The organism is Flavobacterium sp. UM26, from assembly GCF_057922445.1.
In genome coordinates this window covers 173,774-192,548 of record NZ_JBVHCY010000007.1, presented here as the reverse complement: position 1 = coordinate 192,548, position 18,775 = coordinate 173,774, and the positions used below count along the sequence as shown (strand labels likewise).

At 36.3% G+C, this 18,775-nt stretch carries 20 protein-coding genes; 12 read left to right on the top strand and 8 right to left on the bottom strand.

What is annotated here, in order from left to right; genetic code table 11:
- Window positions 1–75 precede the first annotated feature (75 nt).
- Window positions 76–702 carry an IMPACT family protein gene (locus tag ACZ1AQ_RS10245; protein ID WP_489632832.1) on the top strand — a complete coding sequence of 209 codons (627 nt, stop codon included), beginning with the start codon at window positions 76–78 and terminating at the stop codon, window positions 700–702.
- A 30-nt stretch (window positions 703–732) separates the two neighbouring features.
- Here the strand turns inward: ACZ1AQ_RS10245 and ACZ1AQ_RS10240 are convergent, their stop codons facing one another.
- Window positions 733–1,137 carry an acyl-CoA thioesterase gene (locus ACZ1AQ_RS10240; RefSeq protein WP_064714546.1) on the bottom strand — a complete coding sequence of 135 codons (405 nt, stop codon included), beginning with the start codon at window positions 1,135–1,137 and terminating at the stop codon, window positions 733–735.
- 185 nt (window positions 1,138–1,322) lie between these two features.
- On the opposite strand from ACZ1AQ_RS10240, the gene dnaA reads away from it, so the two are divergent.
- The 9 genes from dnaA to ACZ1AQ_RS10195 all read left to right on the top strand — a co-directional run bounded on the left by dnaA (window position 1,323) and on the right by ACZ1AQ_RS10195 (window position 9,681).
- Window positions 1,323–2,750, top strand: a complete 1,428-nt coding sequence (dnaA, locus tag ACZ1AQ_RS10235) for a chromosomal replication initiator protein DnaA (protein ID WP_489632808.1) — start codon at window positions 1,323–1,325, stop codon at window positions 2,748–2,750.
- A gap of 9 nt (window positions 2,751–2,759) precedes the next feature.
- Entirely contained in the window at window positions 2,760–3,227 is a 468-nt protein-coding gene (locus tag ACZ1AQ_RS10230; RefSeq protein ID WP_489632807.1) for a low molecular weight protein-tyrosine-phosphatase, read from the top strand.
- Window positions 3,228–3,269: 42 nt separating this feature from the next.
- Window positions 3,270–3,992: an SAM-dependent methyltransferase gene (locus tag ACZ1AQ_RS10225; RefSeq protein ID WP_489632806.1), complete on the top strand. Its 723-nt coding sequence runs from the start codon at window positions 3,270–3,272 to the stop codon at window positions 3,990–3,992.
- A 49-nt stretch (window positions 3,993–4,041) separates the two neighbouring features.
- Window positions 4,042–4,182, top strand: a complete 141-nt coding sequence (locus tag ACZ1AQ_RS10220) for a hypothetical protein (RefSeq protein ID WP_489632805.1) — start codon at window positions 4,042–4,044, stop codon at window positions 4,180–4,182.
- A gap of 317 nt (window positions 4,183–4,499) precedes the next feature.
- Window positions 4,500–5,108, top strand: coding sequence for a uridine kinase (udk, locus tag ACZ1AQ_RS10215; RefSeq protein ID WP_489632804.1), 609 nt, complete (start codon window positions 4,500–4,502; stop codon window positions 5,106–5,108).
- Between the two features lie 30 nt (window positions 5,109–5,138).
- Window positions 5,139–5,471, top strand: a complete 333-nt coding sequence (locus ACZ1AQ_RS10210) for an FtsB family cell division protein (RefSeq protein WP_489632803.1) — start codon at window positions 5,139–5,141, stop codon at window positions 5,469–5,471.
- Between the two features lie 10 nt (window positions 5,472–5,481).
- Window positions 5,482–6,846 carry a methylmalonyl-CoA mutase subunit beta gene (locus ACZ1AQ_RS10205; RefSeq protein ID WP_489632802.1) on the top strand — a complete coding sequence of 455 codons (1,365 nt, stop codon included), beginning with the start codon at window positions 5,482–5,484 and terminating at the stop codon, window positions 6,844–6,846.
- Between the two features lie 40 nt (window positions 6,847–6,886).
- The gene (scpA, locus tag ACZ1AQ_RS10200) at window positions 6,887–9,013 is read left to right on the top strand and encodes a methylmalonyl-CoA mutase (protein ID WP_489632801.1); all 2,127 of its coding nucleotides are present in this window, start codon (window positions 6,887–6,889) and stop codon (window positions 9,011–9,013) included.
- Window positions 9,014–9,105: 92 nt separating this feature from the next.
- Window positions 9,106–9,681, top strand: coding sequence for a transposase (locus tag ACZ1AQ_RS10195; protein ID WP_489632800.1), 576 nt, complete (start codon window positions 9,106–9,108; stop codon window positions 9,679–9,681).
- A 56-nt stretch (window positions 9,682–9,737) separates the two neighbouring features.
- Here ACZ1AQ_RS10195 and ACZ1AQ_RS10190 read toward each other — a convergent pair whose 3' ends face one another.
- The 6 genes from ACZ1AQ_RS10190 to dapF all read right to left on the bottom strand — a co-directional run bounded on the left by ACZ1AQ_RS10190 (window position 9,738) and on the right by dapF (window position 14,817).
- Window positions 9,738–10,643, bottom strand: coding sequence for a phytanoyl-CoA dioxygenase family protein (locus ACZ1AQ_RS10190; protein ID WP_489632799.1), 906 nt, complete (start codon window positions 10,641–10,643; stop codon window positions 9,738–9,740).
- A 160-nt stretch (window positions 10,644–10,803) separates the two neighbouring features.
- Window positions 10,804–11,436 (bottom strand): peptidoglycan-binding protein LysM, encoded by a 633-nt coding sequence (locus tag ACZ1AQ_RS10185; protein ID WP_489632798.1) that lies wholly within the window; start codon window positions 11,434–11,436, stop codon window positions 10,804–10,806.
- 97 nt (window positions 11,437–11,533) lie between these two features.
- A complete protein-coding gene (locus tag ACZ1AQ_RS10180) occupies window positions 11,534–12,412 on the bottom strand; it encodes a DUF2279 domain-containing protein (protein WP_489632797.1) in 879 nt (292 codons plus the stop codon).
- A gap of 20 nt (window positions 12,413–12,432) precedes the next feature.
- Window positions 12,433–13,473: an endolytic transglycosylase MltG gene (gene mltG, locus ACZ1AQ_RS10175; RefSeq protein ID WP_489632796.1), complete on the bottom strand. Its 1,041-nt coding sequence runs from the start codon at window positions 13,471–13,473 to the stop codon at window positions 12,433–12,435.
- Between the two features lie 11 nt (window positions 13,474–13,484).
- Window positions 13,485–14,018, bottom strand: coding sequence for a GNAT family N-acetyltransferase (locus ACZ1AQ_RS10170; protein ID WP_489632795.1), 534 nt, complete (start codon window positions 14,016–14,018; stop codon window positions 13,485–13,487).
- A gap of 16 nt (window positions 14,019–14,034) precedes the next feature.
- The gene (gene dapF / locus ACZ1AQ_RS10165; protein WP_489632794.1) at window positions 14,035–14,817 is read right to left on the bottom strand and encodes a diaminopimelate epimerase; all 783 of its coding nucleotides are present in this window, start codon (window positions 14,815–14,817) and stop codon (window positions 14,035–14,037) included.
- Between the two features lie 136 nt (window positions 14,818–14,953).
- Here dapF and ACZ1AQ_RS10160 point away from each other — a divergent pair, with 136 nt between their 5' ends.
- Window positions 14,954–16,354: a trypsin-like peptidase domain-containing protein gene (locus ACZ1AQ_RS10160; RefSeq protein WP_489632793.1), complete on the top strand. Its 1,401-nt coding sequence runs from the start codon at window positions 14,954–14,956 to the stop codon at window positions 16,352–16,354.
- Between the two features lie 157 nt (window positions 16,355–16,511).
- Entirely contained in the window at window positions 16,512–17,960 is a 1,449-nt protein-coding gene (locus ACZ1AQ_RS10155; RefSeq protein WP_489632792.1) for a glyceraldehyde-3-phosphate dehydrogenase, read from the top strand.
- Between the two features lie 203 nt (window positions 17,961–18,163).
- Here the strand turns inward: ACZ1AQ_RS10155 and ACZ1AQ_RS10150 are convergent, their stop codons facing one another.
- Window positions 18,164–18,622, bottom strand: coding sequence for an Lrp/AsnC family transcriptional regulator (locus ACZ1AQ_RS10150; RefSeq protein WP_159682727.1), 459 nt, complete (start codon window positions 18,620–18,622; stop codon window positions 18,164–18,166).
- Between the last annotated feature and the right edge of the window lie 153 nt (window positions 18,623–18,775).

The window sequence follows — 18,775 nt, the reverse complement described above, 5'->3', positions numbered from 1 at the left end:
AAAAATGCCTTGGGTGGGGCTCCAAAAAAAACTACTTTTGCATCAAAAAATATCCCTTTTGGAGAAGTACACCTAATGAAAGACACCTACCAAACCATTGCTGCACCCAACGAACCCATACTGTTTAAGGAGAAGAACAGTAAGTTTTTTGGCTACACTTTTCCGATTAGCAGCGAGGAGGAAGTAAAACCCATTATTGAAATACTCAAAAAAGAACATCCGCATGCGGTGCATTATTGCTATGCGTATCAAATTGGGACTGAATCGGTAGCTTTTAGGGCTAATGACGATGGAGAACCGAGTAATACGGCGGGCACGCCAATATATGGGCAAATTCAATCGTTTGGTCTAACGAATATTTTGATTGTAGTGGTTCGCATCTTTGGCGGAACCAAATTGGGAGTGGGCGGATTAATTGCAGCCTACAAAACCACAGCTCAATTAGCGATAGAATCCAGCGAAATTGTAGAGAAAACTATTGATGTCTTATTCGAAATCACTTTCGATTATAAGAACATGAACAAAGTCATGCGCGTTATTAAAGAAAAGCAACTTCAAATTGTAAATCAAGAAATGGAAATTGATGCGGAAACGAATTTACCAATTGGCAAAATTGAGTGTAGTATTCGAAAAAAAAATGCCGAAATGGTGTTCGACATTTTTCATTCTATGTTTGAAATACAAATCGCAAAAAAAAGATAAAATAATGCTTTTCGTCGATGATTTTTGTTGTTAATCGATAGTTTTTAATAATTCCAAAATATAATCTGGAGGAGCGACTGGACGACCCGTTTTTAAGGACACAAAAACAAGCACAAATTCGGCAGTTGTTAATAACTCTTGTGCTTCGTTATAAATGGCACAGTCAAATTCTATCTTCACAGACGTCTGACTTTTGAAACGCGTGTGTACTGTCAGTAAATCATCATAGCGCGCCGATTTTTTATAGTTAATATTCATGGAAACAATGGGGAGTGCAATTCCGTTTTCTTCCATCACTTTATACGAAACCCCTTTATTTCTAAGCCATTCCACGCGTCCTATCTCAAAATAAGGAATATAATTGCCGTGATAAACGACTCCCATTTGGTCGGTTTCTGAATAACGAACACGTACTTCTACTTGGTGATCTTTCATTAGTTATGCTTTAAAAAATTTAATTTTTGAAATGTCCCTTACGACATTTTTTTCTAAAATTATTGCTCAATTTATTTTTTTATACAAAAAATTATTCACACTTTTGTTAACCTGAAAGACGCAAAAAACAGACACGTTTTTTTGCTTAAAACATCAACTAAAGTTAAAATAATTTCGCCAAATCTATGAATAAAACTGCACAATCGGTATGGGAAAACTGTTTATCTTTTATAAAGGACAATATCCAAGAGCAAGCATACAAAACTTGGTTTGAGCCTATTAAATCAGTTGAGCTAACCGACAATGCTTTATACATTCAGGTACCTAGTAAATTTTTTTACGAATGGCTAGAAGAACACTACGTGAAATTGTTAAAAGTTGCCCTTACCAAAGAACTAGGTAAGAATGCTAAATTGCTTTACAAAATCAAAATGGAGAACACCTATGGCAACAAACAACCGTTTACAGAACAGTTGCCAAGTGCCAATCGTGTGGTTATGAAACCACAGGAAGTAGACGCTCCTATAAAAAACTTAAATCCAGAATTAAAAAATCCTTTTGTAATTCCTGGTATTCGTAATTTGAAAATCGAATCTCAATTAAATCCTAACTACAGCTTTGACAATTTCTTAGAAGGAGATTCTAATAGATTGGCTCGTTCTGCGGGTATGGCTGTTGCCAACAAACCAGGAGGAACTTCTTTCAATCCGTTATTAATTTTTGGTGGGGTTGGATTAGGAAAAACACATTTAGCACACGCTATTGGTGTAGAGATTAAAGACAAATATCCTGAAAAAACGGTTTTATATATTTCTGCCGAAATTTTCACCCAACAATACATCGACTCGGTTAAGAAAAACAACCGTAACGATTTCATTCACTTCTATCAATTAATCGATGTGTTAATTATAGATGACGTTCAGTTTTTATCTGGAAAATCAGGAACTCAAGATGTGTTTTTCCACATTTTCAATTATTTGCACCAAAACGGTAAGCAAGTAATCTTGACTTCGGACAAAGCTCCTGTAGACATGCAAGATATTGAGCAACGTTTGTTGTCTCGTTTCAAGTGGGGATTATCTGCAGAGTTACACCAACCTGATTACGAAACTAGAATTTCGATTCTTAAAAACATTTTGTATCGTGACGGTGTTGACATTCCAGATGAAATCATTGAGTATGTTGCTCGTAATATCAAGTCTAACGTTCGTGAATTAGAGGGCGCTATCATTTCGTTAATCGCACAATCTTCTTTCAACAAAAAAGAAGTAACCATTGAGTTAGCTAAAAGTGTGGTTGAGAAATTTGTCAAAAACGTCAAAAGAGAAATCTCCATCGATTACATACAAAAAATCGTTTCGGATTATTTCCAACTGGATATAGAAACGCTACAATCTAAAACCAGAAAAAGACATGTGGTTCAAGCGCGCCAATTAGCAATGTTTTTTGCCAAAAAATTCACTAAAGCCTCATTAGCGAACATTGGTTCACAAATAGGCGACCGCGACCACGCTACAGTTTTACACGCTTGCAAAACAGTAGACAACTTAGTAGCCACAGACAAACAATTCAAAAAATTTGTTGACGATATCAACTCAAAATTAACGCTATAAACGCGGATTATGCCTGTAAAGATTTTAATGGTATGTTTAGGCAATATTTGCCGTTCTCCCTTGGCAGAAGGAATATTAGCCTCAAAACTACCAGAGGATCAATTCTTTGTTGATTCTGCCGGAACAGGCTCTTGGCACATAGGTCATTCGCCAGACAAACGCTCCATTGCCGTAGCAGAGCACCATAACCTTTCGATTGCTCACCAAAAAGGGAGACAATTTAACACAACAGATTTCGATACCTTCGATTATATCTACGTAATGGATGCCTCCAATTATGATACTGTGATTGAAATGGCAAAAAACGACACCCAGAAAAACAAAGTTCAAATGATTTTGAACGAATTATTTCCAGGAGAAAATGTCGATGTACCCGATCCTTACTACGGCTTAGCCAATGGTTTTGAAAATGTATATCAAATGCTAGACGAAGTTTGCGATGTGATTGCTGCTAAATTAATCGCCAAACACGGGTAACACTTTATCAAATTTCCTTTTATCACCATTAGCACAAAGGCTATGACTACAACTTCTTCTTTCGGTAAACTGTATTTAATTCCAACTACTATGGGCGATTGCGACCCTATGGATGTTTTGCCGCAAACCATCAAAAGAAGCATCGATTTTATTGACCATTACATCGTAGAAAACGAAAAAACGGCCAGAAAATCAATCAAAATAGTGCAGCCAGAAAAAAAGCAATCCGAGTTGGTGCTTTTTACTCTAAACAAGCATACCGAAAACAAAGAGCATTTGGCTATGATCCAACCCTTGCTTGAGGGAAAAAACATGGGATTAATGAGCGAAGCCGGTTGCCCTGGCGTAGCCGATCCGGGAGCAGTCATTGTAAAAATTGCGCACGACAAAGGCATACAAGTCGTTCCGTTGGTTGGCCCGTCCTCTATCCTACTAGCCCTTATGGCTTCTGGAATGAACGGACAAAGCTTCACCTTCAACGGCTATTTACCTATTGAAAAAGAAGAGAAAAAATCGGCATTAAAGTTTTTAGAAAAATTATCTTTCGACAAAAACCAATCGCAAATTTTTATCGAAACCCCATATCGCAACAACAAACTACTCGAAGATTTGACTCAAATCCTTCATCCCGAAACCCATCTTTGCGTAGCCACCGATATCACCTTACCCACCGAATACATCAAAACCAAAAAAATAGCGGCTTGGAAAAAAGAAAAAGTAGACTTACACAAACGCCCTACTATTTTTATTGTACACAAAATGTAATTTTATAGGTTTTTTATTATATTAGCTACATTAACTAATACAATAACTAATGAAAATCACCAAACGCGACGTGTTCGTATTTATTTTAGGTATGCTCACATGGATGACACTTGAAATCATTTATGACTGGGAAGGCACAAAAAAAAGTTTTAATGAAGGCTATCAACAAGGTGAAAAAGCCCTCAAATAATTCCAGTAACCTGTAACTAAAGCTTACAGTTTTTTTTATTCCCAAAAAATAGGAGCAGAAAAAATACGCTTGTCAGGAAACATCGTCCCGTGATCCGTTCTATCTTTGCTGCCAAACCATGTCAGCAAAGGATGCCACTCCTCCCGGGGCTAAAAGGCAAAAATCGAAACCTTGCCATCATTTAAAAAACCTTCGCTATTTACATCACCTAACGGCTAATCTTTTCAGCAACAAGACTTTCAAAAATAGTCCGCAAAAACAAATAGGTATCTCTTTTAATTCTTATTTTTGTAACAAAATTTAAAAGTAAAGTTAGTATGCTAATCATAGGAATTGCGGGAGGAACCGGAAGTGGAAAAACAACAGTAGTACATCAAATCATGAACGAACTACCTGATGCTGAAGTAGGTATCATCTCTCAAGATTCTTATTACAAAGAAAACAAAAACATGAGTTATGAGGAGCGCTCCAACATAAACTTTGATCATCCTAGAGCCATCGACTTTGAACTTTTAGTTGCTCATTTAAAAGAACTAAAACAAGGCAACATCATCAATCAGCCTGTTTACTCATTCATCAAACACAACCGAACCGACGATGTAGTCATTACTCATCCAAGAAAAGTAATGATTGTTGAAGGCATTCTAATATTTACCAATCCAGAATTACGTGATTTATTCGACATCAAAGTATATGTACACGCAGATTCCGACGAACGACTAATTCGTAGATTGCGCAGAGATATTTCTGAAAGAGGTCGTGATATGGAAGAAGTTTTGACTCGTTATCAACACACGCTCAAACCCATGCACGAACAATTTATCGAACCAACCAAAGCCTATGCCGACATCATTATCCCTAATGACAAGTTCAATACCGTAGCCATTGATGTAGTTCGAGCGGTTATTAACCAACGCATATTATAAACCAACAACTTCTTATCACAAACGCTAGCAATGAACAATCCCTATAAAGATAAAAAATGGTTCAAATTACTCAGTAACAAATACATCTGGGTTTCCTTATCTTTTATAGTTTGGATGACTTTTCTAGATAATTATTCCTATTTTGATCACCGAATTTTAGACGAAGACATTCAGCAATTAAAAGAAAATAAAAAATACTACCAAGAGGAAATAAAAAAGGATAAACAACACATCCAACAATTACACAATTCTGAACAAGTAGAAAAATATGCTCGCGAAAAATACTATATGAAAAAAGATAGTGAAGATATCTATATCATAGAATTTGAAGGCGATAGCATCACAAAAAACGACCCCAACTAATACAATTACAATGGCGAACAATCTATTTGAAGATTTCAATCCCGTTTCGGCAAAGCAATGGAAACAAAAAATCCAATTTGAACTTAAGGGTGCCGACTATAACGAAACGGTGATTTGGAATTCCCCAGAGGAAATAAAAGTAAAACCATTTTACGACAAAGAAGATTTAAAAGGCAATGTAGGTAGCAACACCCAAGCAACAGCATTTACCATTTGTCAAAACATTTTTGTACACGACCTAGATAAATCTATAGAAAGAGCATTAGATACCATTCAACGTGGCGCAACAAGCCTCCGATTTACGATTCCAAATGAAAACATCGCTATAGAAAAATTACTTACAGCACTTCCTTTAGCAACAACAACTCTTTATTTTCATTTCCAATTTCTTTCAATCGATTTCGTTAAAAAAATCGACCAAATTGCCAAAGAAAAAGAGGCCACTATTTTTTGCTTATTGGATCCTATCGGACAATTAGCCCAAGATGGTAATTGGTTCTCTACACAAGAAAAAGACAATTTCGAAACCCTTAAATCGCTTTTTAACAGTACCCAAAATTGCTCATTATTGAGTGTCAATATGGCCTTGTATCAAAATGCAGGAGCCAATATGGTTCAGGAAATAGCCTATGGTTTAGCACATGCCAATGAGTATTTCAACCATATTCCAAACTGTAAAAAAAGCGTAGTGTTTCAAGTGGCTGTAGGAAGCAACTACTTTTTTGAAATTGGAAAATTAAGAGCTTTACGTCAACTTTTTGAAATTGTATCCAATGCCTATGAATTGGATATCGATTGTCATATTCTAGCCACTCCAACTAAAAGAAACAAAACGATTTACGACTACAATGTCAATATGCTAAGAACCACAACAGAATGCATGAGTGCCATTTTGGGAGGAGCCAATGCAGTGGCTAATTTGCCTTATGACGCCTTGTACCACAAAGACAACGAATTTGGAGATCGTATTGCTAGAAATCAATTGTTGATTTTGAAAAACGAGTCGTATTTCGACAAAGTCAACAATCCAGCGGACGGGAGTTATTACATAGAAAGTATTACACAACAATTGGCAGAAAAAGCGCTTCAATTGTTTAAAGACATTGAAATGAACGGTGGTTTCTTAAAGCAACTGAAAGAAGGAACGGTCAAAAGAAAAATCCAAGAAAGCGCCGACAAGGAACAAGCTTTATTTGATACTGGTAAAAAAATATTATTGGGAACCAACAAACACCCCAACCCAACCGATCGGATGAAACACGATTTGGAATTGTTCCCTTTTGTAAAAATCAATCCTCGAAAAACACTGATTACCCCAATAATTGAAAAACGTTTGGCCGAAAAAATCGAACAAGAACGACTCGCCACAGAGTAAGCTTATTCCATTCAAAACGTTTCACCATTACTATTCAGCCATGAAAAGAAAAGACCTTCAACATATTACCTTAAACCATTCCGCAAAAAGGACTAGTATTGCTAATCAAGAGCCTTTCCTAACAGCGGAAGGTATTACAATCCCGCCTACCTATTCTGAAAAAGATATTGAAACCTTAGAGCATTTGGACTTTGGAGCTGGTTTTGCACCTAACTTACGCGGTCCTTATGCTACAATGTATGTGCGCAGACCGTGGACCATTCGTCAATATGCGGGCTTTTCGACTGCCGAAGAGAGTAATGCTTTCTACCGACGCAATTTAGCCGCGGGACAAAAAGGATTATCTATTGCTTTTGATCTTCCAACGCATAGAGGCTATGATTCCGATCACGAACGTGTAGTTGGAGACGTTGGAAAAGCGGGTGTAGCCATTGACACCGTGGAAGACATGAAGGTGTTATTTGACCAAATTCCACTACAAGAAATGTCGGTATCCATGACTATGAATGGTGCTGTTTTGCCTATCATGGCTTTTTATATTGTGGCAGCAGAAGAACAAGGCGTAGCTCCGGAACAACTTTCAGGAACGATACAAAATGATATTTTAAAGGAGTTCATGGTGCGAAATACCTACATCTATCCTCCTACTCCTTCTATGAAAATTATTGCTGATATTTTTGAATTTACCAGCAAAAAAATGCCAAAGTTTAACTCCATTTCTATCTCTGGCTATCATATGCAAGAGGCGGGAGCTACCGCAGATATTGAGTTAGCTTACACCCTAGCCGATGGGTTAGAGTACATTCGAACGGGTTTAGCAACTGGAATGAAAATTGATGAATTTGCGCCAAGATTATCTTTTTTCTGGGCCATTGGAATGAATCATTTTATGGAAATTGCTAAAATGCGTGCGGGAAGAATGCTCTGGGCTAAACTACTCAAAGAATTCAACCCTGCAGATGAAAAATCATTGGCTTTGAGAACGCATTGTCAAACTTCTGGCTGGAGTTTAACCGAACAAGACCCTTTTAACAACGTAGCACGAACCGTAGTAGAAGCGGCTGCAGCTGCTTTTGGAGGAACTCAATCATTACATACTAACGCACTAGACGAAGCCATTGCGTTACCAACTGATTTCTCCGCAAGAATTGCAAGAAATACCCAAATCTATTTACAAGAAGAAACCCAGATTACCAAGACCGTAGACCCTTGGGGAGGCAGCTATTATGTAGAAAGTCTTACGAATGAAATTGCCGAAAAAGCTTGGCAATTGATTCAAGAAGTCGAGGCCTTGGGCGGAATGACCAAAGCCATTGAAGCCGGTATTCCAAAGTTGAGAATTGAAGAAGCTGCCGCTAGAAAACAAGCGCGAATCGACAGTGGACAAGATATTATTGTAGGAGTCAATCAATACCGATTGGAGAAAGAAGATCCTTTGCAGATTTTGGATGTAGACAACCAAATGGTTCGCAAACAACAGTTAGCGCAATTGGAAAAAATCAAAGCCAGTAGAAACTCCGAAAAAGTAAAAAGTAGTCTCGAAAAATTGATTCATTGTGCCAAAACCAATGAAGGCAATTTGTTAGAAATAGCCGTAGAAGCCGCAAGAAACCGAGCAACACTTGGCGAAATAAGCGATGCCTTAGAAACGGTTTTTGGACGTTACAAAGCACAAATTAAATCCTTTAGTGGCGTGTATAGCAAAGAAATTAAAGACGACAAAAGTTTTGAAAAAGCCAAGCAACTAGCCGATGCTTTTGCAAAACAAGACGGAAGAAGACCCCGAATCATGATTGCCAAAATGGGGCAAGATGGACACGACCGTGGAGCCAAAGTAGTAGCCACCGGCTATGCCGATGTAGGTTTTGACGTAGACATTGGCCCATTGTTTCAAACACCAGAAGAAGCGGCCAAACAAGCTGTAGAAAACGATGTACATGTGCTTGGAGTCTCGTCCTTGGCAGCAGGTCACAAAACCCTAGTTCCACAAGTTATTGAAGAGCTCAAAAAATACGGTCGCGAAGATATAATGGTAGTAGTAGGTGGCGTCATCCCTGTGCAAGACTACCAATTCCTGTTTGATGCTGGAGCCGTTGCCATTTTTGGTCCTGGTACCAAAATTAGCGAGGCTGCTATTAGTATTTTGCAGATATTGATGGAGGAATAATTCAAACCTGACAGGTTTTAAAAACCTGTCAGGTTTATTTTGGCTAAACAAATCTTTTTATACATTTGTAAGTACATACAAGCCAAATAATTATGATTCAAGCCTTAGAACATGGAAAATTCTACCATATTTATAATCGTGGAATAAATAGCACAACACTGTTTAAAGAAAAAGAAAACTACGAACATTTCCTTAGACTATTCGAAACTCACATAGAACCAATTGCAGAGATCTTTGCTTGGTGCTTAATGAAAAATCACTTTCATTTTTTAGTTCGAATAAAAGAACTTTCTGAAAAAAATACAGAGAAAAATATTTTACCTTCTCAATCCTTTTCAAATTTATTTAATGCTTACACCAAAGCTTATAACAAGAGATATAATCGACACGGTGCTTTATTTGAAAGACCATTTAGAAGAAAACAAATTAAATTTGATTCCTATTTACAAAATGTAATTGCTTACATCCATAATAATCCTGTACATCATAGAATCTGTAAACATCCAATTGAATATTCATGGAGTTCATATCTAAGTTGCCTATCAGAAAAGCCTACAAAAATTAAAAGAAAAGAAGTAATTGAAATTTTTAATGATGTAGATAATTTTAAGAATGTTCACCAAGAAAAAGGCGAATATTTTGCAATTGAAAATTCATTAGGGATTTAAATTTAGTTACCAATTAAACCTGACAGGTTTTAAAAACCTGTCAGCTATAAACAATTCTAAACCCACTCTTTAGCTTCTACATAACCTTCACTAATATAACTTAGGTATTGCACCATTCTTGGTGAAGTGCCATAATTTGGAGTTGCGCAATGTGGCAGAGCTTGATGCCAAATCACCATATCGCCTGCAGTAGCAGAAATCGCCTGAGGTTGTAGCGTTGCTAAAGCGTGCGCTCTCGGGTGAACACCTTCGGGAATCTGATCCATCCAAGAAGCAATCTGATGATGAAAACCAGGGACACAATGAAAAGCGCCATCTTTTGGTCCACAATCAGATAAATAAATCAAACCTTGCAATCGGAACGGAATGGGCAATTGCAAACTCACATCCCAATGCAAACCATCTCCTTTGAAAACATAATTTGGTGTAACCGGTGGATTAAAACTTATTTTATCTATGGTCTTATAAATAGCTTCAGACTGATACAGCTGTTCGAAAGCTTTCTTGATTCTAGCTGAAGCTCTGTTTTTTTCTAACAACGGATGGTCAAAAAAATTAACCATCAATCCGCGCTGTTCGGGATGGCTTTGGTACCAAGTTTCGGGTTGTTCTGGATGCATTCCCAAAAACTCCCAAATCACCTGTTGAGTCGCAGCACAATCCGCTTTTGAAATCGCATTTGGCAAAATAACATACCCATTGATTTCAAAAAAGGCAAGTTCCTCATCATTTAAAACGTTACCTACTTCTGCAACTGATGGAACAAGTTTAGCTTCTTTTTCATTGACCCAATGCTCAAATTCTTCAATAGATGGTTTTTCAAAGTACAAATAATGCAAGGCTTCATCAATTCCTACTCCTCTTTTGTACAAATATTCTATTTCATTTGTCCAGTTTGAGGTGGTTTCTTTGACTCCTAAAGCTCTATTTCTGAAAGCAACAAGTAAGTGATTGGTGTTCATGAGTAAATCATTAATGCTATATCAAATATAACAAATGCAAAATGCATCATAATCTAAGATGCTCTAAAGTCCCAGTTTTTAGTTATGAAATCTGATTTTACTGTGTGAATCATAAAAAAAACCAGCTCTAAAGCTGGTTCTCTTGTTTTTTCTTTTAAACTTAAATCGAATGTACCGTTGCGTTACTGTTAGCCACAATAACTGAGGTGTCGTAACCTCCAAAAGCTTTTAAATAACTTCGTAATGAAGTTCCATAAGCATCTCGGAAATACCTTTTGCCGTTGTGTCTGAAAAATTTCTTTACTGTTCCGGCTCCTGCCAAATGTGCGGCAGCCAAAATACCAGACTCGGTAATCAAAATTCCATCAATTACGGTTCCTTCGTGTTTCTCGATAACCGATTGCAACAAGGATTTGTTTTTGGACAAAAGCGCAATAAAGGCTTTTTCTTGTAATGCTGGATTGTTTAAAAAATGATGATGATTTTGTACACCAATCGCTCGAAGTGTTTGCACACCAAATTGATATTTCCCTAAGTAACCAAAAGAATTTACTTTTTGATATTTACCTCTAGATTCTTTGTGAGCTATGGCTTCTTTGAAGCCTACAAATAAATTCTTGGTAAAGGGAATGTCTGAAATAGACGTTTCGTTGGAAGGAAAAGCTGAAATTGTAGTTTCCTTTTCTACAGGTTGAACCACCGGACTGAGGCTCTTTTTTTCGTTTTTAAAACCTAAGCTTAAAAAGGTAACAATACCTATTAAACTCAAGAAAAAATACCATTTCTTTATCATAAAATGTTTTTCTTCACGCACTGTCACCTTGTGAAATTTCTACATGCAAAGATACCACTTAAAAAAAAGAGACTGAAAAACAGTAAGTTAAAAATTGTTAAAAGAAGAACGAATGTGCTCTAAAACCAGTGTGAGTGCTGTATGACAAAGTTGGGGCCGGTACTTTTATGGTGTTAAAAACCGAAAAAAGGGTCTTTAAGAAAGAATTTTTAGTAGTAATTTTCGTTAAATCAACATCAAAACTGACATAAAACTGTCTGTATCGTTGATCTGTTGGGTCAATTCCAGAGAGCATCCCATCGGCACCATATCCAAATGCTAAATTGAGCCATTTTGGAATTTTAGAACCTTTGAAAAAAGAATGCATATTGACCGATAACCAATAGGTTTGCCCATTATAATCTTTCAGTAGTTGTTCCGAAAAAGTGCTGCCTAATTTATTGGGATTTTGTGCAGCAAATGAAGTCGTATGAAAAGAAAATTTGGGAGTAATTCGTTGTTCTTTCCAAAGCAACTCTTGCGAAACGTAAAGCCCTGTTCCAAGGGCATTGGCCAAAATATCACCAGATGACGCTCCCCATTCTTTAGAATAACCGTCCATCACTTCGACAATAGACAAAAAGGCAAAACCTAAAGTAGCGCCATAAATCAATTGGTCTTGTTTTCGAACGCCGCTCCATTGCAAAGCTTCGGCACCAAAACGTCCCAAATGATAAGCAGAATACAAATGTCCTATTTTGTCCATCTGCAACCACTCGGCATTGTCATTAATAAAATGAAAATTTGATTTGGGATAATCCGCGTACCAGAGTTGATTCAATCCAACCAAAGTAGCACCTCCCAACACCGTTTCCGTAATGATAACAGCGTTTCGTCTTTGAATATTTAAAGAATCGGATGGGGCAAAAAAAGAGTTTGGAGCCTCTTGTGCAAAAAGCCCAAAAGTGCTCCAAAAAAAAAGTAGCAATCGAAACATGATATTTCGAAAGGCGATAATTATCGTTTTACACCTTGATTGTTGATCCAATCTGAATACTTTTTGGCATTAATATTATGTTCTGGCAAAGTAGCAGCAAACTCATGGTAACCAAAACGATCTACACTAGCGCAAAAATAAAGGTAATTGTGTTTTTCAGGTGCCAAAACCGCTTCGAGTGCAGTGATATCAGGCATAGCAATTGGGCCTGGAGGCAAACCAATATTCTTATAGGTGTTGTAAGGCGAATTCAAAAACAAATCGTTGTATAACACACGCTTTATTACTTGGTTAAAATCATTGCTTTTCTTTTTTAAAGCGAAAATTACAGTTGGATCTGCTTGCAACGGCATACCTTGTTTCATTCGGTTCAAATAGACTCCTGCGATACGAGGTCTTTCGTCTTTTTTTACCGATTCTTTATGAACAATAGAAGCTAAAATCGTAGCAGTAACAGGAGTTAAACCTTGTTGAGCCGCTTGTTGCGTTCTTTTTTCATTCCAAAAAGTGCGGTATTCTTTGATCATTTTATCACGGAACTTTTCGGCTGTAATGTTCCAATATACTTCATAAGTATTGGCAATAAACATTACGAAAACATTATCCTCTGTAAAACCGTTTTCTTTAAGAAAGGTAGAATCTTTGAAAGCTGTCAACAACTGCAAACTATCAGGTTCAATTTGAGACCCCACACGACCTGCTAAGTTTTCTAAGCGTTCTTGATTATTGAAAGCTAATCTAACAGGATCATTGATTCGCATGGTTTTTACCAAATCGTAACTACTCATACCTTTCTTTAGCAAAAATCGACCTGATTTCACATTTTCTGGATAACTCGTTTTTCCAGCTACCAATTCAAATCGTTGCATATCTTCAACATAGGGTGAAATGAGTTTTTTGACAGCTTCATAATCAGAACCCGTAGGAACATAAACATATACTTTTTCCTCACTAAATTTAGTATTGGCACTAAAGATTTGACGAATCAAAACGAAACCGTAAATTAATAATACAGCAGCAATGACTACAGCTCCAATTGAAATGATTTTTTTTACGTTCAAAATATAAAATTTTAAAATTTATGATTAATTAACTGAAAGATAGCCTCGTCTTTATACGTACCATGTACTAAAATCCAATCTTTTTTTGTTCCAATTTTTTCGAAGCCAAATTTAGTAAAAAGAGCAATACTAGCCGTGTTTTCAACGCTGATATTTGCATAAAGCTGATGTAAATTCAAGTCATAAAAAGAATACCGAATCAAAAGTTCTAAAGCTTCAGAACCTATTTGCTGATTTCTATTCTCTTCCGCCTGAATTACAATTCCAATTCCTGCTCTATTATTTTTAGGATCAAATTCAAACAAATCAATGAGTCCAACAGCTGGAAAATCTTGATTCTTACATATCGCCAACCGTAATTGTTTGGATTCGTAAATATCTTGATGGGCATTTTCTAAATACTGCTTAACCAAAAAGCGACTGTAGGGTGTTTGAGTATTACTCACTTCCCAGATACTTTGGTCGTTTTCCATAGTATACACAAACTCCAAGTCATTAGGCTCTAGAGCTCGCAAATAAATCGTGTTTCCTTTTAATGTATTCATCAAGATAGTAGAATAATTAAATTTCGATTTGACCTTTAAAGACGAATTTAGCAGGTCCTTTTAAGAATACATTGGTATACTGACTTCCTTTTTGATCAAAGGAAACTTCTAGCTTCCCTCCTTCTACATTCAAATGAATGGCATTTGAAGAGGTAACTCCCGTAGCGTTCATCGCAATTGCAACTGCTGTAACCCCCGTACCACAAGCCAATGTTTCGTCTTCTACACCACGCTCGTAGGTACGAACTGCAAACGTATCTTCGTTTATTTGAGAAACAAAATTGATGTTGCTACCCGCCTTGCCATACAAATCACTATAACGAATAGCTGCGCCATTCTCTTTTACATTATAGTTTTTAAGATTCTCTACAATTTGCACATGATGTGGTGAACCAGTATTCAAAAAAGAATATTCTGGAGTGATTTTTAATTCATTAACATCTATCATTTGCAAAGAAACCAAACCATCTGGAGCTACCGTAGCATGGTGCAGTCCATCTGTAGCAATAAAAGTTGTGGCATTCTCAATTACATTCAATTGTTTGGCAAAAGCCACCAAACAACGTCCTCCATTACCACACATCGAACTTTCATTCCCATCAGAATTATAGTAAACCATTCGGAAATCTGTATCCTTATCATTTTCGAGTAAAATCAAACCGTCTGCTCCGATACCAAATCGTCTATCGCATAAACGTTCAATAAGTGCTACATCTTCTTTTGGAAAAAAAAGTGAACGATTATCTATCATTACAAAATCATTTCCTGTTCCTTGGTATTTATAAAAATCTACTAGCATTTTTCTTAATTTTAAGGCACAAAAGTACGATTAATAATGAAAAGTTAAACACTGTTAAAGTGCGTTAAACTACTTTTTGGAAAATCTAATATCTCTTAAATTTGTGACTAAATAACTAATAAAACTAAATTGTATTATGAAAAAATTTTCATCCTTATTTTTGGTATCGTTACTTAGTGGTGCTACCACTTTGGGAGCTTACAAGCTTTTATTTGAGGGCAATGGGTATTTTTCTAATGACAAAAAAGGCATTGTAACAGTCGCATCAGAAAATTACGGAAGAAATGTAGGTCTCTCAGCAGAAGCAGTAGATTTTACTGAAGCCGCTGATAAAGCCGTTCACTCAGTAGTTCACGTAAAAAATGTATCTCGTAGAACCGTAAGCAATCCAATTATGGAATTCTTTTATGGGTACGGAGGCGGACAACTACAAGAACAAGTAGGAACAGGATCGGGTGTAATCATCTCTGAGGATGGCTATATCGTAACAAATAACCATGTAATTAAAGACGCTTCAGAAATTGAAATCACACTCAATAACAAAAAAACGTATCCTGCCAAATTAATTGGAACCGATTCAAAAATGGATATCGCTCTGTTGAAAATCACTGCCGATGAAAAATTGCCTTACACGGTTTTTGCTAATTCAGATAATGTAAAAGTTGGTGAATGGGTTTTGGCAGTGGGTAATCCTTACAACTTAAACTCAACGGTAACCGCAGGAATCGTTTCAGCAAAAGCTAGAAATTTAGATGCCAGAGGTATTCAATCGTTTATTCAAACAGATGCCGCTGTAAACCCAGGAAACTCTGGTGGAGCGTTGGTAAATGCTAGAGGAGAATTAATCGGAATCAATACGATGATTTCTTCACCAACGGGAAGTTATACAGGTTATTCGTTTGCTGTACCTTCTAATAATGCTAGAAAAATCATTGAAGATTTAATGGAATTTGGAAACGTACAACGAGGCATTCTTGGTGTAGAAGGTGGCGAATTAAACAGTAAAACTTCAAAAGATTTGGGTGTAACTGAAACGCAAGGATTTTATATCAATAAAGTGAGTAAAAATTCTGGAGCTGAAAAAGCTGGTTTGCAAAAAGGAGACATCATCGTAAAAATTGACAACCAAAACATAGCCACTTTTGCAGACTTGTCAGGATACATTAATACCAAACGCCCAAATGACAAAGTGTTAGTAAACTATATTCGTGAAGGCAAAAACAAATCAACTACAGTAACGTTGAGCAAAAACGAATATTTTAGTTCTGAATTCAAAGGAATCGAGGTAGAAAATATTGATGCTGCCGACAAAAAGAAATTCAAAATTGATTATGGTGTAAAAATCAAAGCCATAACTAATGAACGCTACTTACAATATGCCGATGAATTACAAGGTAATATCATTTTGACTATCGACAATGTAAAAGCTACGAATGTAGAAACGGTTTCAAAAATCATGAAAAACAAGGAAGAGCAACAAAGCATCCGAATTGAAATGATTAACCGAAATGGAGAAATTTTCAGAATAATTATTTAACACTACATAACAGAAATCCAATAGCCATCACGCTCCAAAGCATGATGGCTTTTTTTTATGAAAAAAAATTGCAAAACAGTTTACGAAATCGATTGAAATAGGGTACTTTTGCAAAAAATTTAAAAAACACAACTTTATTTTTTTACAAAAAACCCATATGAGTACAACACAATTATACGAAAAAGAAGTTACGTTACAAGCCGACAGAAGACGGTCTGGAGTAGAATTAATCAAAATTATTAGCGACTTATGGTATGACAAATCCATCGAATTGGTTTTATTCAGAAACCATTTGATTGACAGAAATGTGAGCGAAATTTTAAACTTGCATGAGTATGCAGGTGAATTTGTTGGAAAACCTATTTCAATTTCTGACTCTGTAGAAATCGCTAGGGTAATTCTTTCTTTAGACTTACCACCTTCCAAATTAGACATCGGAAAATTGACATACGAATACGGTCTTTTGGACGAAAAATATCCAGATGCAAGACATTTTGTAATTGACAAATTAAAAGAAGCTAAATTCACTGATGAAATTCAACCTAAAGATGTAGTCTTGTATGGGTTTGGTAGAATTGGTCGCTTACTGGCTCGTGAGTTGATGTCGAAAACTGGAAAAGGTAATCAAATGCGTCTGAGAGCTATTGTAACTAGAGATAAAAACGATGCTACTAGCTTAGAAAAAAGAGCTTCTTTATTGCGTTACGATTCCATTCATGGCGATTTTAACGGTTCTGTTATTGCCGATCCAGCCAACAATGCTTTGATCATCAACGGGACTACCGTTCATATGATTACTGCCAACACACCAGAAGAAATTGATTACACTGCTTACAATATTGACAATGCCTTAGTAATCGACAACACGGGAGCATTCACTACTCAAGAAGCTTTGAGTCGTCACTTGACTTCAAAAGGAACCGATAAAGTATTGCTTACAGCGCCAGGAAAAGGAGTACCAAATATTGTGCACGGGGTAAACCAAAACGAATACAATCCAGACGAAGTGTCTATTTTCTCAGCGGCTTCTTGTACAACAAACGCTATTACACCAATTCTAAAAGCAATTGAAGATACTTTGGGTGTTGTAAAAGGACATTTAGAAACTATCCACGCTTACACCAACGATCAGAATTTGGTTGACAATATGCATAAAAAATACCGTCGTGGTAGAGCTGCTGCCTTAAATATGGTAATTACAGAAACAGGTGCTGGTAGTGCGGTTGCCAAAGCCTTACCATCATTAGAAGGAAAATTAACTTCAAATGCGATTCGTGTTCCTGTTCCAAATGGCTCCTTAGTGGTTTTGAATCTTGAAGTTAACAAAGCAACTACTGTCGAAGGCATTAACAACATTATGAAAAAATACGCTTTAGAAGGCGAATTGGTAGAGCAAATCAAATACTCGTTGAACAACGAATTGGTTTCTTCAGATATTGTAGGAACTACAGCGCCTTCTATCTATGATAGCAATGCTACTATTGTTTCTAAAGACGGAAAAAACATAGTATTGTACATTTGGTACGACAACGAATACGGCTACAGCCATCAAGTTATTCGTTTGGCCAAATACATTTCAAAAGTAAGACGTTATACTTACTATTAGTAGATAAAACCAACGTTAATTATAATTCAGCAAACCATCAAGAGGCAACTTTTGATGGTTTTTTTTTAAAATCATATTTTGAGAAAGTAACACTTTTACCACATGCAGCACATTTAACCGCAAGGCTCGCAAAGATTACGCAAAATTCTCAAAGACTTAAACAATAAACAACAAACAATAAACAATAAACAACAAACTTTTTTTTAAATCGGTAACACCGTTGTGCTTTTCACTTCAGAAATAATAAAGAAACTATTGATCAAACTAACCTCTGGCAACACCGATAACTTCTTTTGATGAAAATGGTGGTAACTTTCCATATCAGGCAATACCACTTTTAGCAAATAATCAAAACTCCCCGAAACAAAATCACATTCCACTACCTCAGGCAAATTCAGAATCGCTTCATTAAAAGCTTCCGAGATGTCAAATGTCTGTTTTACAAGAGTAACTTGACAAAAAACCGTCAAATTCTTACCCAACTTTTTCTTATTGAGCACCGTAACATATTTATCAATAACTCCCTCTTTTTCAAGACGTTTCACTCGGTCATGAACAGGTGTCAAAGATAAATTTATTTGATTCGCAATGTCTTTTAACGTCAAATGCGCGTTAGCTTGCAAAAGGCGTAAGATTTTTTTGTCGGTTTCATCTATATTCATAATGAAGAATTTTTTTTAGGGCGGTAATCTTTAGATAATTTTTCTTTTTCAATTCAAAAAAACGATTTCGTAAAGAAATATTTAAGGCTAATTTACATAAATAAATTAATTTTTTCCTATTTAATGGTACTATATAAAAACTTTTTCTTTTTA

Bases quoted from the DNA above. Each gene is read 5' to 3' on its own strand.
- scpA (WP_489632801.1), top strand. From the start codon at position 6,887: ATGAAAAGAAAAGACCTTCAACATATTACCTTAAACCATTCCGCAAAA.
- ACZ1AQ_RS10185 (WP_489632798.1), bottom strand. From the start codon at position 11,436: ATGATAAAGAAATGGTATTTTTTCTTGAGTTTAATAGGTATTGTTACC.
- udk (WP_489632804.1), top strand. From the start codon at position 4,500: ATGCTAATCATAGGAATTGCGGGAGGAACCGGAAGTGGAAAAACAACA.
- ACZ1AQ_RS10205 (WP_489632802.1), top strand. From the start codon at position 5,482: ATGGCGAACAATCTATTTGAAGATTTCAATCCCGTTTCGGCAAAGCAA.
- ACZ1AQ_RS10170 (WP_489632795.1), bottom strand. From the start codon at position 14,018: ATGAATACATTAAAAGGAAACACGATTTATTTGCGAGCTCTAGAGCCT.
- ACZ1AQ_RS10220 (WP_489632805.1), top strand. From the start codon at position 4,042: ATGAAAATCACCAAACGCGACGTGTTCGTATTTATTTTAGGTATGCTC.
- ACZ1AQ_RS10225 (WP_489632806.1), top strand. From the start codon at position 3,270: ATGACTACAACTTCTTCTTTCGGTAAACTGTATTTAATTCCAACTACT.
- dnaA (WP_489632808.1), top strand. From the start codon at position 1,323: ATGAATAAAACTGCACAATCGGTATGGGAAAACTGTTTATCTTTTATA.
- dapF (WP_489632794.1), bottom strand. From the start codon at position 14,817: ATGCTAGTAGATTTTTATAAATACCAAGGAACAGGAAATGATTTTGTA.
- ACZ1AQ_RS10190 (WP_489632799.1), bottom strand. From the start codon at position 10,643: ATGAACACCAATCACTTACTTGTTGCTTTCAGAAATAGAGCTTTAGGA.
- ACZ1AQ_RS10245 (WP_489632832.1), top strand. From the start codon at position 76: ATGAAAGACACCTACCAAACCATTGCTGCACCCAACGAACCCATACTG.
- ACZ1AQ_RS10160 (WP_489632793.1), top strand. From the start codon at position 14,954: ATGAAAAAATTTTCATCCTTATTTTTGGTATCGTTACTTAGTGGTGCT.
- ACZ1AQ_RS10155 (WP_489632792.1), top strand. From the start codon at position 16,512: ATGAGTACAACACAATTATACGAAAAAGAAGTTACGTTACAAGCCGAC.
- ACZ1AQ_RS10150 (WP_159682727.1), bottom strand. From the start codon at position 18,622: ATGAATATAGATGAAACCGACAAAAAAATCTTACGCCTTTTGCAAGCT.
- ACZ1AQ_RS10230 (WP_489632807.1), top strand. From the start codon at position 2,760: ATGCCTGTAAAGATTTTAATGGTATGTTTAGGCAATATTTGCCGTTCT.
- ACZ1AQ_RS10240 (WP_064714546.1), bottom strand. From the start codon at position 1,137: ATGAAAGATCACCAAGTAGAAGTACGTGTTCGTTATTCAGAAACCGAC.
- ACZ1AQ_RS10180 (WP_489632797.1), bottom strand. From the start codon at position 12,412: ATGTTTCGATTGCTACTTTTTTTTTGGAGCACTTTTGGGCTTTTTGCA.
- ACZ1AQ_RS10210 (WP_489632803.1), top strand. From the start codon at position 5,139: ATGAACAATCCCTATAAAGATAAAAAATGGTTCAAATTACTCAGTAAC.
- ACZ1AQ_RS10195 (WP_489632800.1), top strand. From the start codon at position 9,106: ATGATTCAAGCCTTAGAACATGGAAAATTCTACCATATTTATAATCGT.